The sequence below is a fragment of the Hyphomicrobium sp. DMF-1 genome (assembly GCF_027886585.1).
Classification (GTDB): Bacteria; Pseudomonadota; Alphaproteobacteria; order Rhizobiales; family Hyphomicrobiaceae; genus Hyphomicrobium_C; species Hyphomicrobium_C zavarzinii.
The window spans coordinates 4,152,984-4,169,400 of sequence record NZ_CP115706.1 but is presented as its reverse complement, the minus strand read 5'-3'; the positions used below and the strand labels follow the sequence as shown (position 1 = coordinate 4,169,400).

At 60.4% G+C, this 16,417-nt stretch carries 19 protein-coding genes; 4 read left to right on the top strand and 15 right to left on the bottom strand.

Annotated elements, in window-relative coordinates; genetic code table 11:
• Positions 1-359: 359 nt before the first annotated feature.
• From PE058_RS19085 to PE058_RS19065, 5 genes are all read right to left on the bottom strand, one after another.
• The gene (locus PE058_RS19085; protein WP_271029126.1) at positions 360-746 is read right to left on the bottom strand and encodes a hypothetical protein; all 387 of its coding nucleotides are present in this window, start codon (positions 744-746) and stop codon (positions 360-362) included.
• Positions 747-766: 20 nt separating this feature from the next.
• Positions 767-1,147: a hypothetical protein gene (locus tag PE058_RS19080; protein WP_271029125.1), complete on the bottom strand. Its 381-nt coding sequence runs from the start codon at positions 1,145-1,147 to the stop codon at positions 767-769.
• A complete protein-coding gene (locus tag PE058_RS19075; RefSeq protein ID WP_271029124.1) occupies positions 1,144-1,599 on the bottom strand; it encodes a hypothetical protein in 456 nt (151 codons plus the stop codon). The genes PE058_RS19080 and PE058_RS19075 overlap by 4 nt, the downstream gene beginning before the upstream one ends.
• Before the next feature lie 79 nt (positions 1,600-1,678).
• Positions 1,679-2,191 (bottom strand): DUF7007 domain-containing protein, encoded by a 513-nt coding sequence (locus PE058_RS19070; protein ID WP_271029123.1) that lies wholly within the window; start codon positions 2,189-2,191, stop codon positions 1,679-1,681.
• A 357-nt stretch (positions 2,192-2,548) separates the two neighbouring features.
• Entirely contained in the window at positions 2,549-4,339 is a 1,791-nt protein-coding gene (locus PE058_RS19065) for a DUF262 domain-containing protein (protein ID WP_271029122.1), read from the bottom strand.
• A 247-nt stretch (positions 4,340-4,586) separates the two neighbouring features.
• Between PE058_RS19065 and PE058_RS19060 the strand changes: the two genes are divergently transcribed.
• Positions 4,587-4,940, top strand: coding sequence for a hypothetical protein (locus PE058_RS19060; RefSeq protein ID WP_271029121.1), 354 nt, complete (start codon positions 4,587-4,589; stop codon positions 4,938-4,940).
• Positions 4,941-5,100: 160 nt separating this feature from the next.
• Here PE058_RS19060 and PE058_RS19055 read toward each other — a convergent pair whose 3' ends face one another.
• The 3 genes from PE058_RS19055 to PE058_RS19045 all read right to left on the bottom strand — a co-directional run bounded on the left by PE058_RS19055 (position 5,101) and on the right by PE058_RS19045 (position 6,669).
• Complete coding sequence (locus PE058_RS19055) at positions 5,101-5,472, bottom strand: hypothetical protein (protein WP_271029120.1); 372 nt, start codon at positions 5,470-5,472, stop codon at positions 5,101-5,103.
• Positions 5,469-6,035 (bottom strand): hypothetical protein, encoded by a 567-nt coding sequence (locus PE058_RS19050; protein ID WP_271029119.1) that lies wholly within the window; start codon positions 6,033-6,035, stop codon positions 5,469-5,471. Before PE058_RS19050 ends, PE058_RS19055 begins: the two co-directional genes overlap by 4 nt.
• A 64-nt stretch (positions 6,036-6,099) precedes the next feature.
• Positions 6,100-6,669 (bottom strand): hypothetical protein, encoded by a 570-nt coding sequence (locus PE058_RS19045; protein WP_271029118.1) that lies wholly within the window; start codon positions 6,667-6,669, stop codon positions 6,100-6,102.
• Between the two features lie 748 nt (positions 6,670-7,417).
• Here PE058_RS19045 and PE058_RS19040 point away from each other — a divergent pair.
• From PE058_RS19040 to PE058_RS19030, 3 genes are read left to right on the top strand one after another with little or no spacing between them, the layout of a single operon-like run.
• Positions 7,418-7,882 carry a hypothetical protein gene (locus PE058_RS19040; protein WP_271029117.1) on the top strand — a complete coding sequence of 155 codons (465 nt, stop codon included), beginning with the start codon at positions 7,418-7,420 and terminating at the stop codon, positions 7,880-7,882.
• A complete protein-coding gene (locus PE058_RS19035; RefSeq protein WP_271029116.1) occupies positions 7,872-8,141 on the top strand; it encodes a hypothetical protein in 270 nt (89 codons plus the stop codon). The genes PE058_RS19040 and PE058_RS19035 overlap by 11 nt, the downstream gene beginning before the upstream one ends.
• Complete coding sequence (locus PE058_RS19030) at positions 8,138-8,500, top strand: hypothetical protein (protein WP_271029115.1); 363 nt, start codon at positions 8,138-8,140, stop codon at positions 8,498-8,500. The genes PE058_RS19035 and PE058_RS19030 overlap by 4 nt, the downstream gene beginning before the upstream one ends.
• On the opposite strand, the gene PE058_RS19025 is transcribed toward PE058_RS19030, so the two are convergent.
• The 7 genes from PE058_RS19025 to PE058_RS18995 form a co-directional block, all read right to left on the bottom strand.
• Positions 8,433-10,559: a type IV secretory system conjugative DNA transfer family protein gene (locus PE058_RS19025; protein ID WP_271029114.1), complete on the bottom strand. Its 2,127-nt coding sequence runs from the start codon at positions 10,557-10,559 to the stop codon at positions 8,433-8,435. The genes PE058_RS19030 and PE058_RS19025 overlap by 68 nt on opposite strands.
• A complete protein-coding gene (locus PE058_RS19020) occupies positions 10,489-11,340 on the bottom strand; it encodes a protein phosphatase 2C domain-containing protein (RefSeq protein ID WP_271029113.1) in 852 nt (283 codons plus the stop codon). The genes PE058_RS19025 and PE058_RS19020 overlap by 71 nt, the downstream gene beginning before the upstream one ends.
• Positions 11,340-12,188: a VWA domain-containing protein gene (locus tag PE058_RS19015; protein WP_020087562.1), complete on the bottom strand. Its 849-nt coding sequence runs from the start codon at positions 12,186-12,188 to the stop codon at positions 11,340-11,342. The genes PE058_RS19020 and PE058_RS19015 overlap by 1 nt, the downstream gene beginning before the upstream one ends.
• Before the next feature lies 1 nt (position 12,189).
• Entirely contained in the window at positions 12,190-12,981 is a 792-nt protein-coding gene (locus PE058_RS19010) for a hypothetical protein (protein ID WP_271029112.1), read from the bottom strand.
• Positions 12,982-13,159: 178 nt separating this feature from the next.
• Positions 13,160-14,047, bottom strand: a complete 888-nt coding sequence (locus tag PE058_RS19005; protein ID WP_271029111.1) for a hypothetical protein — start codon at positions 14,045-14,047, stop codon at positions 13,160-13,162.
• Between the two features lie 440 nt (positions 14,048-14,487).
• Positions 14,488-15,432: an energy transducer TonB family protein gene (locus PE058_RS19000; protein ID WP_271029110.1), complete on the bottom strand. Its 945-nt coding sequence runs from the start codon at positions 15,430-15,432 to the stop codon at positions 14,488-14,490.
• A 25-nt stretch (positions 15,433-15,457) separates the two neighbouring features.
• Positions 15,458-16,414: a beta-propeller fold lactonase family protein gene (locus PE058_RS18995; protein ID WP_271029109.1), complete on the bottom strand. Its 957-nt coding sequence runs from the start codon at positions 16,412-16,414 to the stop codon at positions 15,458-15,460.
• Positions 16,415-16,417: the final 3 nt, after the last annotated feature.

The following is a 16,417-nucleotide window of genomic DNA, read 5'->3' as shown; positions in this document are numbered from 1 at the left end:
GCGGGCCGTGCTCTATCTCTGGGCCTGTTTTGGAGGTCTGCGGCGGGGCGTTTCCGGGTCGAAAGGCCCGTGACTGGGAACGACGCGGTAGCTTTGTTGCGTGCGGAGGTAAGTGCGGGGTTTGCCCTTATGGTCGAGCTGAACAAAGCCTGCTGCCAGCAAAGCCCGCAATCTTGTGCGCACGGCTTGCTGCGTGTGCGGGTCGTGGGCGGGCGCGTAGGGTTTTAGGTGCTCGGTGAGCTCGACGACGGTAGAGCCGGGGTATTGGTCTATGATGTGCAGGAGCAGTTGCAGGTTGGGGTGGATGGACATGGGTGAAGTATTCGGCATGGGACACACGGGCGCAAGCGTGCTGCCTGTTATTCGCTCCATTGCCAGACGACGCTGTTGGTGTCGGGAGTGACCCCCTTCCCTTCAAGGATGGCGCAGCGTCGCGCCAATTCCCGGATATTCTCGGCGGCTTCGTCGGAGTGGGCGTAGGCCCCGCTGTAGTGCTCGATGGCGACGCCCTTCCACAGCACGTAGCCCTGATGATTGCGCGTGACGTGCTCGACGCCATGGAACCATGGCCGGACGTAACCGCCGCGCACGTTTTCGAGCAAGTCGTAGAAGAGGTGCAAGCCTGTTTGGTTGAGGAGGCCGTTGACGGCGTACTCGACGATCTTCAAGTGCTTGGGGTCTAGGTCCTCCCCATCGTTCGTTTTCTGGAGGATTTCGATGGCGTGGTCTGTAAGGGAAGCTGACATGAGTGGTCTCCATTTTTCGGTTAATGGGTAAGGCGGTAGATTCTGCATGGGATGGTGCAGGTGACGCCGCGGTGGGCTCCAGCCTGGTCGTGGTGAAAGACCCAGACGTCTCCGTCGCGGGTTTCGCCGGTGTCTTCTAAGGAAGAGAGAGCGTGGAGTGCCCTTTGATGGCCTCCCGAGTAGGAGCAGTACCACCAGCACCAATGGAAGCTGGCTCCGAAGCGTGGATCTGACAGCTGGAAGGACGTGCTGGATTTGGTGCTGATGCGGTGGAGGGTTCCGTCCCCGAGCTTGACGTAATCCCCGACGCGCGGGTCATTTGTGGTGTTCCAGTAGATTAGTCCTTGCTGGCGGAGCTGTTCATCGCGGGCATCGAAAGTGAAGCGCGCTTGCATGGTCATGTGCTTGCCTCCGGCGCGGTTGTCGTGGGAACCGGATGGGCGGCGATGAATGCCATCACACGTTCGCAGCACTGGTCATGTGGCGTGCGGATGTGATCGTTGAAGGTGAAGTAGCGGTTTGCCACGGCGACATAGATTGAGGTCACCGCTCCGGCAATTCTCTCCATGCATTTGAAGCTTTCGGCGCCGCGCCCACGGCGCCAGTCTTCGGGCGGAAGCACGTTCAGGGCATCGTCGAAGGCTTCGGCGGTAATCTCCTGCACCGGCGTCTTGAAGCTATTTTCGTATCGGGCTTGGGCTTCCTGGGCGGGTAGCGTGGTTAGCGCGGTGCCGTATTCCCCCTTGAGGCGGGCGATGGCCTGGATGTCGGTTTCACCGGTGCCATCGCGGACGAAATCGATGATGCGGTTGGTGTTTGTGCAGAAAACAATGCGGGGACGTTCCTGGGTCATGACGTATCTCCATGGGGATGAACGAAAGCGGCTCCGGCGCAATGCGCCGAAGCGTGGCATCGATAAACGGCTCAGGGGGCTAGACGGAGTGTTGCGCGGGAAGCGGGCTTCTCAACGTATGGCCGTTTTTGACGAGGACGGCATCGAAGCGCGCTGCAATGGCACGCACGGCATCAACCGTGTCCGGCATCCAGCGCCTGATGCTTTCCATCAAGCGCTCGCGCGGGAACTGTTGACCTTCCGTGACAAGCCAGCACGAGGGGTCGAGGCCATTATAGAAGATGAATAGCGGCACGTTGCTTTCGCAATCTTCCTCATACCAGAGCCTGTTGCCGCCGTAGGCGTGACATTCCTTCGGAAGCCGGTTGAGGAAGCGCGCGGCTAGCTGGCGGTGCACGCGGGTACCGCCATGGCCTGCGGTATGGACCTGCCAAAGCACCGGGACACGTGTTCCATCGGGACTGTAGGCCCACATGAGGATGGTTGTCTCTTGAACGCGTCCCCACGGCGACGACGGAGGGCACTGCGCATAGTCATAGGGGCCTTTCGGCGCGAGGATTGCGGGTTGGGTGGTTTGTTGTGGTTTCTGCATGGGCGGGCTCCTTGGTTGGGAACCGGCGGCCTCTCTCGGCTTCTGGCCGGTTCGCCCTTCATGCCCCTCCCTCTTCTCTCCTTTCATCCCTCACGCGGGCTATTGGTGTCTGTGGCCGTGCCGCGTGCCGCGCCAACGATCGTCACCCGTACGGGCGGAGACGCAATATCGCGGCTCCGTCGCGCGCATTGCGCTCGTGCGATAGAGCGTGGCCCGCCGCAGGCGGGAGGCGCCCACACTCGAACTATCGTTGTAAAAGTTCTGATCCTTTCCGGTCAGTAGCGGAAGCGGGCTCGATTGCGGCTGCAGACGCAGCAAGTTTTCGGAATCGAGGAAGCTTGTGAGGCGAACCCTTCCTTACATTGGGCGTGCAGTTGCCGCTTCACTCTGGGCCCTGCGCTTTGGTGTGGAGCGCGGCGTGAGATGCAGCTGCTTCACTATGTCTTGTTTCAGCAGTTGGGTGCGCCTCTGAATGTCGTCTTCAGTCCAGGCGGTGGATTGCTCGAACCCTTGCAAAGAGCGGAAGCGGCCGGAAGCCTCGAGAAAGATCTGCTGCTTGTGAATGAAATCGGCATTGGCGAGCCGGGTGTTGGTTTCCGGATCGATGAGGGCGAGATTTCCGATGCTGTGGCAACTTTCGTGGCGGCTGTCTTCGTCTGAGAAATCAATGAACCACTGAGAGTTCGGATGGGGGTTCTGTGGCAGCACGTGTTCGATACTTCCATCCTTGATGTAGAGCGGGGGAACATCCCAGCAGAGTGACTCCAGCCAGCGGAAGAGAACGATGCGGCGGTCTTCGTCGGTGAACGGGTTGGAGAGCTTATCCTCGATGCGGTCTTGAAGGACGTCCGTGATGAGCAAGGCCCCTGACAGGCAGTTGTTGCCCTTGATGGTTTGGGTGATGGCTTGGGCGAACAGATTTGAGCGCTGGGATTGGTTGAGGCTGGCAAGGGTGATGGCCATGCAGCGGCGGTGCAGCTGCGCAAAATGACGGGCGTGGGCTGTTTCAGACGATGACGATACGCCTTTGGCGGTCTTCAAAAGGTAGTTTGCGTGCCAGAGCAGGGCGAGTGGCTTCCACTGCTGCCATTTGAACAGGCTCAGCCGCCAGATGTTGACGTCCAAAGGGGTGCTTCCGGGGCTTTCCAGTTTTCTATCAAGATGCTTCCAGGCGGAGGCGAAGACGGAGAGCCGTTTCAGCCATTCGTTGATTTTGTGCGGCCCTACTTTGCTTCCGAGGTAATCGATCAGCTCCTGCAGGTGGTCGGCGGATTGTTCCTGCCTGCGCGTGATGAAATCGACCGTTGTCAGAAAGGGCACGAGATCGTTGCCCACCGCGTGTTGGATAACGGACCAGCTGTTTTCCATGTCGGCGGCGGTGGCTTCATCGGGGGCGATGTCGAGGATTTGCCCTTTGAACAGGTCGGCCTGGTTGAGGGGGAGTCCCCTGAGGTTGGTGGTGACGAAGATCTGGCGTGCCAATCGTCCGGCCGCGGCGTGGACGATGACGATCGCCACGCGATTGAGAAGGAACTCTACGAAGGAGGCTTGCTGGGCTGGGTTCCAGGCATTGGCGGCGGAGCGGAAGGTACGGGCGGCTTCGCGCACGCGGTGCTGGAAGTCGTTGGCGACCGATGATCTTCGCACCTTCCCCGCCTCTCCCCGCTTCTGGATTTCCTTCCAGAGGGCGGGGTGGCGCTCGGGAAGCAAGAGGCGGGGTTTGTCGCCGTCCTGATTGATGAGTTTGTCGAGGCGTTGGCTCAGAAGGTCATCGTCCACGGTATCGCGCAGGACGGAGATCAGGATGGTCAGCGTGGTGATGCGCTGCAGGCCATCGTAGATTTCGACGGCGCCGTCTGGAGCGGTACGGGTGACGATGGCGCCGAGGTAATAATCGGGAAGCGCGGGCTGGATGCTGGGTGTAGGGAGTAGCCCCAGATCGGCGTCCATCTCTTCATCGAGTGAAAGGTCAGCGGCCGCTGGTTCCGGAGAAGAGGCTTGTGCGCTCCACGCCCGCACCAGATCGGCGAGCAGGGTTTCACATTCGGACGTATTCCACTGGTAGGTGCGCTGGACGGAGGCGGCGATGAAGATGCGGGAGGAGAAGAGGTCCTCCACTGTGGAGGTGTGCGAAATGACAGGCAGCATGCGGGAACCACGCGATACGCATTGACGGGACGGGTTTTGATGAAAGGTCCGGTTGCGTGTTGGTGGTTTTGTCCTCCGCGGTTGAAGTTTCACTATAGCGCCGGCCTTGGTGGGGTAAAGCGCCCACGGTGCACGTTGTGAAGCGTTGTTGTTTTCTTGCCGCTAAGGACACTGGGGTGGCAGGGTGCCTTGGCACACCTGGTGCATGAGGGTGTGCGTCGCGAAAGAACAACAAGGGTCGCGGGCCATGTGGAGCAAGGGTGAGTTCAAGGCTGTCCTTGAAGCCAAGGCGCTGCTGCGCCAAGGGGCATCCAATAAGGCGGAAGAGGCGGCGTTGCTGTATGCGCGCGCACAGGGGTGGACAGAAGAGGACGGGGTTGATGCAGCATGGGCTGAAACCGAGCTGAACGCCCTTCTGGATGCCTTGGAACCGGAGGAATGGGAAGCCATGCAGAAGGCCGCGTCACGGATCGGCGACGCGGCCTTCAGGGGTGTGGTCACGCACGCGGTGAAGCGGATTTCAGAGCGGAACAAGGAAGACATGGCGGTGCTTGTTGAGCGTTCCCCTTCCCTGCATAAGCCTGAACGGGACCGGTCATAGGGGCAGGTCGCACATCAGGCATTCTCCATCATGGTGGGGCATCCATCCGCATGTGCAACAGATTTCGCAGCGGATGTTGTGGTCGGTTGCATAATTGATGACGGCGGCGGGCCCATGGAAGTCCAGCATGAGCCGAAGTGAGAAGCGTAAGGTGTCGATGTCATCGGCTGCGTTCCGTTTCCGGGGCAAGGTAGGAGCGGTGTGGTGATGTGAGGGCATCGCGTCCAGTCTCCAAAGTTCCGGGGGTGAAGGCGGAGGGGTTGCGCAGGCGTTCTTCGGCGCGTTGGGAGACAAGGTCGTCCCACACGGCGGTGTAGGCGGGTTCGCCGATGTCTTGGGCGGCACGCAGCTTGCGCATTTCGGAAAGCGTGAGTGTTGACTGGAAGGTGGTCTGAACCTCCTTGCGGATGTGCTCGGGGTAGCTGTCGATGCGGAGTGAAGGGGCATCACCATTGATGACGGTGATGTCGTAAGAGCCGTCATGCCGTTCCGCGTAGCGCACGCGGGGGACGTCTTGGTCTCCCATGGTCATCGCTCCATCTCGTCGTCGCGCACGGCGCCGTGCACAAGCGAAGGAAGGTCTTCGTTGAGGATGACGTCCGGGTTGTCTCCGAGGTGGAACCGTTCGTCGATGTTGACGGCCCGTTTCGCGTCGGGGCCTTGGCGCTGGAGCATCTCGCCGGCGCGGCAGCACAGGAGGTCGTCCATGACCGCTTGGTAGAAGAAATCACCAGCCGTTCGGGCGGCACGCAACTTCGCTGCCTCCTTCTCCGTGAGGTTGGCGTCAAGTTCGACGCGGGCTGCTTGGCGGAGGTGACGGGGGTATGCATTGAGGCGCGGCTGGTCCTCGATTGCGGCGTTGACGCTGAGGGTCAGCTTGCCGTCGGCATTCCATTCGTAGGTGAGCGGGCCTGAGTGTTCGGTTTCTATGATGGGGGTAAGGTTGGAAGGGCGGGGTGGACGCAACGCCACCTTGTCGGCGGCGATGAGGATGGCGCGAAGCTTGTTGTCGTACTCTTCCCGAGAAATCTTACCTTCGCGGTGCTGTTGGTGCAGATCGATGAAGTCTTGGTTGATGTCGAAGTGGATGTTCATGGCGCCTCCATAGAAAAAGGGGAGCCGCTTGAGCGGCCCCCCGGCTGAGTAGAAGCGAAGGGCCTTAGCGCGCGTGTTCCAGTTCGCGGTCGCTGGCCATGTTATGGGCGGATTGCGCGGGCCGTTCCGCGTCCTGCTCCATCTGCTTGTTTTGGTCGTAGGCCTGGACGGAGCCGGTGAGCATGGGGTTTCCATAGCGGTCGAGCTGTGACCACGCCGCGACGCGTTGGAGCTTGCCGTCACCGGGATTATAGAAACCGTAGTAGTCGGGGCGTTCCTGGTTATCGGCGTCCTTGGATTTGTTGGTGAAGAGGATCAGGGAATCGGGCTCGAGCTTGAACGGCTCACCTCCGCTCTTGGAGGGAATCTCCACGGCGAGCTTCTGCACTGTTTCCTTTGCGGGCTGGGTGTAGGACGCAATTTGCGAGTTGGCCGACACACCTGCCCTTCCGGAGAGAATGGTTGCGCCATCTTTTTCGCTTGCGTAGGGCCACAGCGCGAAGCTGCGCTCATCCTTGCTGTTGGGCAGCGTCAGCTTGCCTTGAAACAGGGGGCGGTCGTCGCCGATTTCCTTGCTGTTGTTCTTGAAGGCGCGGAAGTTGCCGCGGTCGGGCTTGTCGTATGTTTTCGCCATGCTGCTGTCCTTTGTCTGGAAGAACCAAAACATCCGGCTGCTGCCGGTGGACAGACGATGGGCAATGAAAAACCCTTATACAATGGGCATTTTCAAGTGGTCGGGGTATCGGGTAGCTAGGGGTATCTAGGCGGATATCACGTTTTGTTGCACGCGAAGATTAAGCGCGTGATGGCCTTCCACTTGGCTATGCGCAGGGCAGCTGACGGGGATGTTGGAATGATGGGCCGGTACTGTCAGGTCTGCAGAAAGACCGCGTTCTGATTGACGGCGAGGGAGGGGCTTCGCAAGGGAGTCAAACAGGCCACGGGGCGTGTGCCGCCCCGTGGCGAACCTCTCCGCTGTCTGGCATGGGTGAAAGGAAACAACTCATGCAGACTGTAGGCTAAGGCTACTGCGAAGGTTGCCCGTTCGATGTCGGCAAGGAAATGACGGAGTCCGCGTCCAACCTTGGCTGCCTGCCGGGAGCGGAGGAGGTATGCCAAGTATGCGATGCGACTGGTACCGCGTGGGCCTGTCACAGCGAACCTGAAAAGGTTTGTTGCGGCGATGCCAGTAACCGGGACAAGCCGCTTCAATATATGGAGGGGGGTACATCCTGATACCTATGTAAGGAAGGCGGGATGGCTCGCTTTCTTCTTTGGCGGAGCGTGGGTCAAACGCGTCTACGGTGTGTAAACATGGTGACGGGAAGTGCTGTTTCCTCTACACTTTAATGATCTCTCGGGTGGCTGGCTGGGGGGGAGACGTGCCGGAGTTCCGTCCAAAAGCTGGAGATGTGGTCGGGTTCTCGTATCTGTGGTCGTGGGAAGCGGCTGCGGGTCATGACCGGGGGCTGAAACGGCGTCCTTGTCTTATCGTGCAGACAAAATGTGAGCCGGATGGCGCACGCCTTCGTCTTGTTCCGATTTCTCACCGGCCGATTACCAAGATGCCGTCGATGGAGATTCCGAAGGGGTATTTGGGCGATGCGGGCCTAGACGGTTTGGGGTGCTACGTCATTACCGCCGAGGTGAACGTGGTGCGCTGGCCGTCAACTGCCCGAGATGTTCAGCTGCTTCCCAAAGGGCGATTGCCAAGTGGGTTTGTCGCCTCGGTGCAGCAGGCACTGTTACATCAGGATGCCTTGAACCGGCTTATTGAGGTGGACCGTGAGCGTCTTGCGCGGGATATTGTCGAAAGTTATCGGGAGCGGGAGCGTGATGGGCGTTAAGGTCGAAGAGCTTGGGTGGCAGGTGGCGACATTTGCCGCGGACCGGCTTCATCCGGATGAATATAGCTGCGTTGGAAGCTTTGCCGTTTGGGAAGCCTATTTGGCGTGGTGCCGTGAGAGACATGCGGTTCCTCTCGCGTTCGCGGTATTTCATAACGAGTTCGAGAAAGTGGCGGAAGCGGTTGGCATGAAGCGCCGTCAGGTGGGCGCGCATGTGAACTATGATGGCGTAAGAGTGGAAAGCACGGTGACGGCATGAGCTGGAGCAAGGATAAGCTGCGGGCGCTGGCTATCGAGCGCGGCGAAGGGGAGAAGGCCGTTGGCATATTGTTGCTGGCCCATGAACGGATGCGGGGCAGGACCGAAGAGGATTACGCGCGGGACACGGCGGAGAAGGAATTGGATGCCTTGTTGGAACGGCATGCACTCCGTATTCCCGGCGAGGTAGCCAACGAATATCCGGGATTGAAACAGTTGCGGGGGTATGCGTCTGATCAAGCGCTGTCTCGCGCAGTGGGGGTCTCGGCCGGAAAAGGAATACGGGAGCCGGTCAAGGCCGACGCGGTGCAACAGGGTGAACGGGTTTACCGGCGAGACCACGAGCGAGAGCTTGGCTAGCGCATGAATGGGGGTGTGGGGGCGGCAACATCTTCGCTTTATCGGTTTGCCAGGCGTAGCGCTTGTCGAGTGCCATCGGGTGGTCTCCACGGGTGGTCAGGATGACTTTGTCGTCGTAAAGGCGTCCGACGAGGTCGTGGTCCTCGGCCAGTTTTTTGGTTTCACCGGTGAAGGGGTTCCGGGTTGTCCCTAGCCCCGGTTGGATGAGCCTTACCAGCTGCATGTCGGGTTGCAGAAAGCTGCGTGAGCGGCAGGCATCGACCACGCCCTGATATTTGTTTCCAAAGGCGGCTTCCAGCTGGGCGATGTATTGGGCGAACATCCACAAGCGCAATCCTGAGCCGCGTCCCACGTCCTGCAACTCCAAAATGCTTTCGAAATTTCCGAGCTGGGGCATTTCATCGAGGAAGAAGGTGATGGGCAACTCCCCATGCGCGGCTTGTTTGCGCATCAGGATGCGCGTGTGCTGGATGAGCATGATGCGGATGATGGGGGCATAGGCTTTGAGCTCCGCGGGAGGGACGCAGATGTAAAGCGTTGTGCCTGGCCGCGTTCGGAAATGTTCTGGCCGCCAATCCGATGTGCTGATGGTTTGTTCGATGGTGGGCGAGCGGGTGAATACGGAAAGGTAGCGGCGTCCTGTGTCCAGCACGCCTTCCAGACGTGTTCCCCCCGCCTTGATACCGGCGCGGATGGCGTTAGCTGCGGCCTCGAGATCGAAGATGCCGGTGCGCTTTGCCATGCGGACCATGGACTCGAGAAGCTGCTGGATGTCGCTGTCTGGGTCTTCGCTGAAGGGTACGCTCATCAGCTCGGCCAACCCTTTCATGGTGCGCTTGTCGGGAGGTGCCTTGACGGCAACCATCATGGCGAACGCCCACATCAGGTCGCGGCCCCGGTTCTCCCAATAGGGTTCCTTGAGGTTGGGGTCATCGACGACAACCTGATAGGTGAGCACGGTTGCCTGATCGGCGGCGGTGGAGGGGTCCTGCGAGATGAAGTCAAATGGATTGTAGCGGTTGGTAGTCAACGACCGGTCGGTGGGGGCGAAGCGGTAGACGGGCCCGTAGTTTTTCGCGCGGTACCCTGCTGTTGCATCCCACAGCTCCCCTTTCACGTCGAGAACGATGGCGCTTCCTTTGTAGCGCAAGAGATTTGGGATGACCTGGCATTGGCTCTTCCCCGACCCCGGCCCTCCGATGGTGATGAGGCTTTCTGCGCCTGCAAAACACACGGGCGCCCCGCTTTGAGGTTCGTAACCGAGAAGGAGGGCTTCGGGCTTTTCCGTCACGGAATAATAGCGGCTCGAGCGGAGGGTGTTGAGGTCCATCCATTTGGCGCCGGTATCGAGCGCTTGGTGGAGAACGGCGTTTGGGACACCTCCTTTTGAAGCAGGAAGGTTTTGGGCGCGCTTGGCGATGTCGGCGGCCATGGAGGCGAGGAAGACCTCGTGCTTGTCCATCCAGTGCTGGAGAAAGGTCCGCACCACATCATGGGCGATGTGGGTTGCGGCAAGGCCGGCGATCGAGGGGGCGGGGTCGAGGCGGCACTTGCCGTCGTTCCAGATCAGAGTTGCGAGAAACTCCCCCCACTGGTCTGGCGTCATCTGGTGTTGGGCGGTGAAGTCCGCATTGCTTCTGAGGAACGTCCGTTCCTTATCCGTGAGCGAGAGCACGGGTCTTGCCGCCGTAAACTGGTCAACGGTGCGGTAGAGCTCCTTGACCTTGCTGGTGTGCTTCCACGTGTCGTTGAGGTGCTTGGCGGTATGGGCGGCTTGGGCGGCGGGGTTGAGGGTCAGGATATTCATGACGGCACCGGCGGCGTAGGCGATCTTGCTTGGCGCATCCTTGTTGACGTGGTCGTTGATGAAGCGCGCAAACTGCTTCCTGTCGGCCATGCCGGTGAGATCTGTGACGGGCACGCTTAACTCGGCGGCAGGGTCGCCAAGCAGGGCGTCGAGCGCGGGCACGAAGGAGGATTGTGTGTAGTCACCGGGGTTGCGCAGCGGGTGGGGCGAGGTGATGGGGCGGGCGGTAGGCGACGAGAAGCGTCCTGTCATCGTGGTTCTCGGGCGGTTGGTGCTGGATGAAATGGGCGAAGGTGTTGACGAAGGTCAGCGGGCCCAGCTCGCGGACGCGGCCTTCGAGGGTTTCGGGCCAATCGGCTTTGAAGCGGTTGCCGTCGAGGAAGAAGCTGTTGGCCCCATCGGTGGCGATGATGACGGCTGTGATGTGGGGGCTGCAGCTCTCGCTGCTCGTCACGTAGTTGAGCCAGTTGGGGTCGGCGATGGTGTAGGTGGCGCGTTCTGGCTGGGGGGCGGAGCAGAAGGGCGTCAGGGCATAAACTTTGTCCCCCTTCTCGTTTTCATGGTTGCTTCCGACGGCAATGCTGCTGTCACCCACGGCGGCTGCGATGATGGTGTTGCGCTTGACGATGACGGCCGCGAGCGTGGTTGAATATTCGTAGGCGGGTCTTCCTTCGCGGGCGGCAAGGTCTTGGATGGCGAGGTGGGCCGCATTGAAGCCTTCAAGCAGGAGGGTGCGGGTTAAGTCGGCGCCGCCTGTGAGAGCGGCGCCGAGATAAGCGTCGAGTGCCAGGCACGCGGCAGAGCTGCCGTGGCGGCTTCTTGGCTGTGAGCCGACTCCGTCGGCGGCGGCCATCCAGAAGGCGCCGGAGGTGCCGCCGATGATGTGGCTGTCGTCCATGGGGGCACCGTTCTGGTAATGCCATGGCCCATGCTGGGCAACGCGGGCGATGAGCCATGGGGGCACCCAGTTGGTTTCGAGGCGAGCCAAGGGCGGAAGGTCATGACGGATGGGGAGCGGCGCGGGCTGTTGCATCAGGGGATCTGCGTGACGTTGCTGGTGCGCAGCGAGATCGCGGCGCTGTCGATGGCGGAGCGCATGGCGTCCACGCCGTTCATTGCACCGAAGTTCTTGGTGATGCTGGTGATGGCGACCGTGATGAGGCGGATGAGCACTTCGAACGAGCCGATCTCGCGGCCCATTTCGAAGACGGTATCGGGCCCTGTCAGCTCGCTCAGCAATTGCTGGCCGGTCATCATGCGGCCGTTGATGTTGATGCGTTCGCGGTCACATCCCTTGGGGGAGACGAAGTGCAGCATGGTGACCGTTTTCTTTTCGGGGTTGGTGACCCCGTTGATGTTGTCCAATCGCTGCTTGATCTGGGTCCAGCGGGCATCCCCGGGTTTCATGTCGGTCATCGCCCCATCGGTGATGTGGATGATGTGAGGCATTCCCGATGCAAAGTTGTTGTTTGGGTCTTGGTAATAGTGGAGGCGGTTGCTGATCTGCTGCAGGGCCATCTCGATGGCGGCTCCCGTTCCCGTGGCGTATTCCGGTGTCAGGGTTTGCACGGCGGGGGGAAGGTTCTGGACGATGGACCATGGGACGATTTCGCGCGGCCTGTCGGAGTAGCAGATGATGCAGATGTCCAAGCTATCCACCTGCTTCTGCAGTTCGCTGGAGGGGGTTGGGTTGCGCAGCGTATCGAGCAGGATGCTGATGGCCTTGTTGATGTGGTGGATGTCGGGGTCGGGCTCCATCCCTGTTGAGCCTGATATGTCGATGATGAACACGAACGGATAGCGTTTGCGTGCGGAAAGCGTGGGGGGGACAAAGCCCGGGCCCGCGAGGTTGGTGATCATCTGCTTGGCGATGGCTGACATGTCATTGTCCTTTCTGGTCTGTGGGGAACGACCACGTTCCGCGTTGGCGGCAGGCGGTCATGGAAAGGGTGTGTTGGAATGTGCGGCGCATGAAGGTCAGGGCGTAACGGAAGCAGGCGCCTGGCGCGGCCGAGCTGATCAACTTGTTGATGCGCGCAGTGAGCGACAGGTCGCCGGACGCCAGATTGGCCGTGAGGGTGAATTCGCGCTTGTCGATGGGGGTTGAATGCTCGAGCAGGCGGGCAAGCTGGGTGATGTCGGAGGGGGTGAGCGCCGTCAGCAAACGGTTGGGGGTGTGTTGCGGAAGGGGAAAGCGGCCCACGTAGGGGCGCATGGCGTTTGCATTGTCCGCGGCGAGCGCGAGGGCACGGGTGACACCAGTGCTGACCACTTTTGGAGGGATGTTGAGGGCATCGGCGAGCGCTGCCACGGATGCGCGCTCAGTGCTGAACACGTGATACGGGGCGTGGAAGGCGGCGAGTTTGCGGGCGGGCGCTGTCGGCGCCGGCTTGATGGGAGAAGGTGTTTGCGCCGGGTGCGCGGTTGCTTGTGGGGCAATGGCGGCGAGCGCGGGGACGTCGCGATGCGGTTGAACGTCGCTGCGTGAGATGAAAATCAGGAGGGCCAGCAAGGCCGAGAGGCTCAGCAACGGCATGACCAGCTTTTTGGCGGCGGCGACGAGGATATCGAAGATGATGGTGACGACCGCATCGGCGATGCGGTCAATGGCGCGGAGTGTGGCAACGATGGTGCGGAACAGCCATTTGGCGGGGCGCGTGATGAGGAACGGCAACGTGACGGTCAGGAGCCGGAGCATTGCACCTGCTACGCGCGCCAGAGGACGTAGAATGGCAGCGGAGGTGTGCCAGAGGCGTTGCAGTTGCCCATAGCGTTGCGAGAACGGGTGGATGCGCGTGACGAGGGGCGGTGGGGCGACGTAATGGCTGTAGGGTGTCATGAGCTTAATCGGGTCAAAGACACCTCCGGTAGTTGGAGAGCACACTGACCCATTCGCTGGCCTTGACCGGGGTCGGGCCGGTGAAGGTGCGGGTGAACGTGGTGCGCAGGTCTTGCGGAAGCGAGTTCCACGCATCGATGACGGGTTTTGGCAGCGGAAATTGCTGAGTATCCGACAAGGGGAATTGGCGCTTGTCGATGCGCAGATCCTCCGGTGCGTCGCCGGATTGGAACGGATGGATGGGCATTCCCTTGTCTGCCATCAGCAACATGAAAAGGAGGATGGCGAGTACGAAGTCATCGTGCGTGGTGGTGAGGCGTCCGGATTTGAGCAAGGCGGCATCCGACCCGGGCGCCTTGAAGCCGCTGGTCAGCCCGGAGAGGCGGAAGCTGTACTGACCGTTGTTGTAATCGAACTGGAATCCATCGGTGTCGATGAAGCGCACCTGCGTGAGATCGGCGGAAATGTGCACGTTGTTCGGGGACAGATCGCCAAAGACGAAGGTCCATGGATGGCGGTGCATGCGGGCAACTTGGTCTGCCAGCGTGATGCAGAGGAAGGCGGTTCGGTCGGGGGTGACCTTGAGGCGTGTGTTGTTCTGGGTGATGAGGTCGATGAGGGACGTTGTTCCGACCAAGCGCTCCATGGAAAATCCAAGCAGGGCTTGCTGGGCATCCTTTGGGTTCTTCTCGCTGAAGATCAATCGTCTCGGCCAGGTGGCGAAGGGCAGTGATTTGGATAGCTCGTTGCCGTGGAAGGCGAGCGCGATGATGCGCTGGGCGTACTTCCTGTCGCTCTTGATGAGCTGCAGCACCTTGTCATTGTAGAGCTTGGCGACAAGCGGTGGGGTTGAGCGCGGCATGAGCTGGTAGACGGCGCCTGCGCCGCCCACGGTGCCCATGGGCTCACCCAACGTGAATTTGAAATAGTCGTCTTTTTGGGGGTGCAAACGCGCACCCCAGGCAGAGTCCCCGGGCCCAAGCAGCATGGATCAGCAAATCCGCTTTGAAACAGTCTAGCGTTGGTGATCGGTATGGAATGCTGTGCTTGAGGGGTTGGTAGGACATCTCCTTTTGTGCGGCACTACAATATGTTTGTCGCCTAGGTTGATGCGGCTCGTCAAGTGCGTATGCACTGTGCGCAGATCTTGTGTTGAAAGCGCGGTCTCTTATGGCAGCTAACACCCACAGGCGATATGAGCCTCGCGGTGTGCCCCTCGGTCGGCAACTTCGGCGTGGTCGAGTTTGTGGACATCATGCCGGCTCCCTGCGCCGATCAGCTGACGCTCATCGGTAAGTCCGCAAGCCTTCGCAAAGCTGCCGACAGCCTCCCCCCGAACGCTCAGCGAAACTGGAAGGCGACAGAAAATCGGAGCTGAGCGGGTGACGCGCCGGCGGGTGGCGGAGGAAACGGCGCGGAAGCGCGCACTCCGGCCAAGGCCGCCCGGTCGATGGCGGCGTTTCCGGATGATCGCGAAACGCGCGCTCCACTTAGTCCTCCGGACTTCGTGACCGCAAAGGAAATCACAACGGTACCTTTTCCCGCTCCCGATCTCGGGACATGTCCGGATACCTTTGCGCGTACCCGTGACGCATAGTTGAGAACGCTTCCTGTGCTTGCGGAGATAGGAGCAGCCTTCGCCTTGGCGCCTGCGCTGCTCTCGGGGGTTGGAACTCCCTTCTTCGGCTTGGCGCTTTTCTCGGTCTTTTCGGCCGCCTTCTGTTGCTGCGTCTTGATGGGTTTATTTTCCCTCGCGTCCTCTTTCGGCTCGGGTTTCTCTCGTGTTTCTGTTCCGATGGCCTCGTCCACTGTCTCGGCGCCCCTCAGAGCCTCGATGCCTTCCTGCTCTGAGGGAACAGGCGGCAAAGGGGTACTCTCTGCAGAGGCTACTTGGGGCTCGACGGCCTCGAGCTCAGTCAAGCCATCGGGGGTGCCGGCGGTTATAGATGGTGCCGGAACTTCGACGATCTCCGAAATCTCGTCGATTTGGTGCTGCTCCGTCATATTGGTTTGCAGCATTTCGACGCTGATCGCGTCGGACATCTCTCTGATCAGGCCCGATCGCTCGCCGAGCCAGAGCACAGCGGCAGCGGCGAGACAGACATGAATAACAAAGGACGCAGAAACACTCGCGGCGCGGATCGCGAGAGTGTCACTCGGCCCCGTCTGCGGCCATGGAAGGGAGCTGAAGGCCGGGGCGTAGACCTCGGCGGGCGCAACTGGATGCGCAACCTCGTCTGCAGGCCGGGTATCTTCACTGGGGGCATGGTCGGCAGGCCCGCTCATAGGCCGCTGCCCTTTGCCCCGCGTATCAACGCAAGAATACGCCCCATGGCGTTGCCCCCACCGGAATCTCCCTCGCAACCGTGTTCGTAGCAGTGTCGATGACCGTGACGCTGTTGGACTTGCCATTGGCCACAAACAACAGCTTGCCGTCGCGCGATATGGCCATGTTCCATGGCCTCTTTCCGACAGGAATCTCAGCCAGGGCCTTGAGCGAGACAGCATCTATGGCTGTCACCGTGTTGTCGGTCCGGTTCGAGATGTAGATTGTCCTGCCATCCGGGTTGACTGCTAGCCCAACGCCACCTTTTCGGAACGGTACACGCGCCAGACTTTCATGCGTAGTGGCGTCCAAGACAGCCATAAACTCGGAATCCTGGCATGCCACGAATACTCTCTTGCCGTCCGCGGAGAATGCGATGTCTCGCGGATGTACACCCACCATCACCAGCTTGATCGATTTTCTCTGAGCCGTGTCGATGACGTCGACCTCGGCTCCGTTCTCGGCCGTGACATAGAGCCACTTTCCATCGGGGCTGAACTGAGCCCTTTCCGGGTTCTCCCCTTGGGTCGCGACCTGAAACAACTCGGCATTGTCAGCGGTATCGATGAAAGAGACCGTGTTGGCCTCTTCATTGGCGACTACGATCCACTTGCCGTCTTTAGAAATGGCCACGCCTTCCGGCGACGAGGAGAGGCGGATGCTGCCCACCCGCTTCCCTTGTTCCAGATCGATGATGACCAGCGTATTGTTTGGTTGGTCGCTAACGTACATCGTGCGGCCGTCGGGTGTGATGGCAGCACCGCGCGGCTTGTCGCCAACGGCGATGCTACCGATCACTTCCCCTTTTTCCGCATTGATGATGGACACGGAGCCGGCGCCCTCATCCGTCGAATAGACGATTGTTTCTGCTGACACGGGGGCGAGCGCGCCGAAGGCCAACGTTGCCGTCAGAAGCAGGATCGATGGAGAGAACCGGCTCATGAC

Bases quoted from the DNA above. Each gene is read 5' to 3' on its own strand.
- PE058_RS19060 (WP_271029121.1), top strand. From the start codon at position 4,587: ATGTGGAGCAAGGGTGAGTTCAAGGCTGTCCTTGAAGCCAAGGCGCTG.
- PE058_RS19055 (WP_271029120.1), bottom strand. From the start codon at position 5,472: ATGACCATGGGAGACCAAGACGTCCCCCGCGTGCGCTACGCGGAACGG.
- PE058_RS19025 (WP_271029114.1), bottom strand. From the start codon at position 10,559: ATGACAGGACGCTTCTCGTCGCCTACCGCCCGCCCCATCACCTCGCCC.
- PE058_RS19005 (WP_271029111.1), bottom strand. From the start codon at position 14,047: ATGGGCACCGTGGGCGGCGCAGGCGCCGTCTACCAGCTCATGCCGCGC.
- PE058_RS19075 (WP_271029124.1), bottom strand. From the start codon at position 1,599: ATGACCCAGGAACGTCCCCGCATTGTTTTCTGCACAAACACCAACCGC.
- PE058_RS19065 (WP_271029122.1), bottom strand. From the start codon at position 4,339: ATGCTGCCTGTCATTTCGCACACCTCCACAGTGGAGGACCTCTTCTCC.
- PE058_RS19045 (WP_271029118.1), bottom strand. From the start codon at position 6,669: ATGGCGAAAACATACGACAAGCCCGACCGCGGCAACTTCCGCGCCTTC.
- PE058_RS19035 (WP_271029116.1), top strand. From the start codon at position 7,872: ATGGGCGTTAAGGTCGAAGAGCTTGGGTGGCAGGTGGCGACATTTGCC.
- PE058_RS19080 (WP_271029125.1), bottom strand. From the start codon at position 1,147: ATGACCATGCAAGCGCGCTTCACTTTCGATGCCCGCGATGAACAGCTC.
- PE058_RS19085 (WP_271029126.1), bottom strand. From the start codon at position 746: ATGTCAGCTTCCCTTACAGACCACGCCATCGAAATCCTCCAGAAAACG.
- PE058_RS19070 (WP_271029123.1), bottom strand. From the start codon at position 2,191: ATGCAGAAACCACAACAAACCACCCAACCCGCAATCCTCGCGCCGAAA.
- PE058_RS19020 (WP_271029113.1), bottom strand. From the start codon at position 11,340: ATGCAACAGCCCGCGCCGCTCCCCATCCGTCATGACCTTCCGCCCTTG.
- PE058_RS19000 (WP_271029110.1), bottom strand. From the start codon at position 15,432: ATGAGCGGGCCTGCCGACCATGCCCCCAGTGAAGATACCCGGCCTGCA.
- PE058_RS19030 (WP_271029115.1), top strand. From the start codon at position 8,138: ATGAGCTGGAGCAAGGATAAGCTGCGGGCGCTGGCTATCGAGCGCGGC.
- PE058_RS19015 (WP_020087562.1), bottom strand. From the start codon at position 12,188: ATGTCAGCCATCGCCAAGCAGATGATCACCAACCTCGCGGGCCCGGGC.
- PE058_RS18995 (WP_271029109.1), bottom strand. From the start codon at position 16,414: ATGAGCCGGTTCTCTCCATCGATCCTGCTTCTGACGGCAACGTTGGCC.
- PE058_RS19050 (WP_271029119.1), bottom strand. From the start codon at position 6,035: ATGAACATCCACTTCGACATCAACCAAGACTTCATCGATCTGCACCAA.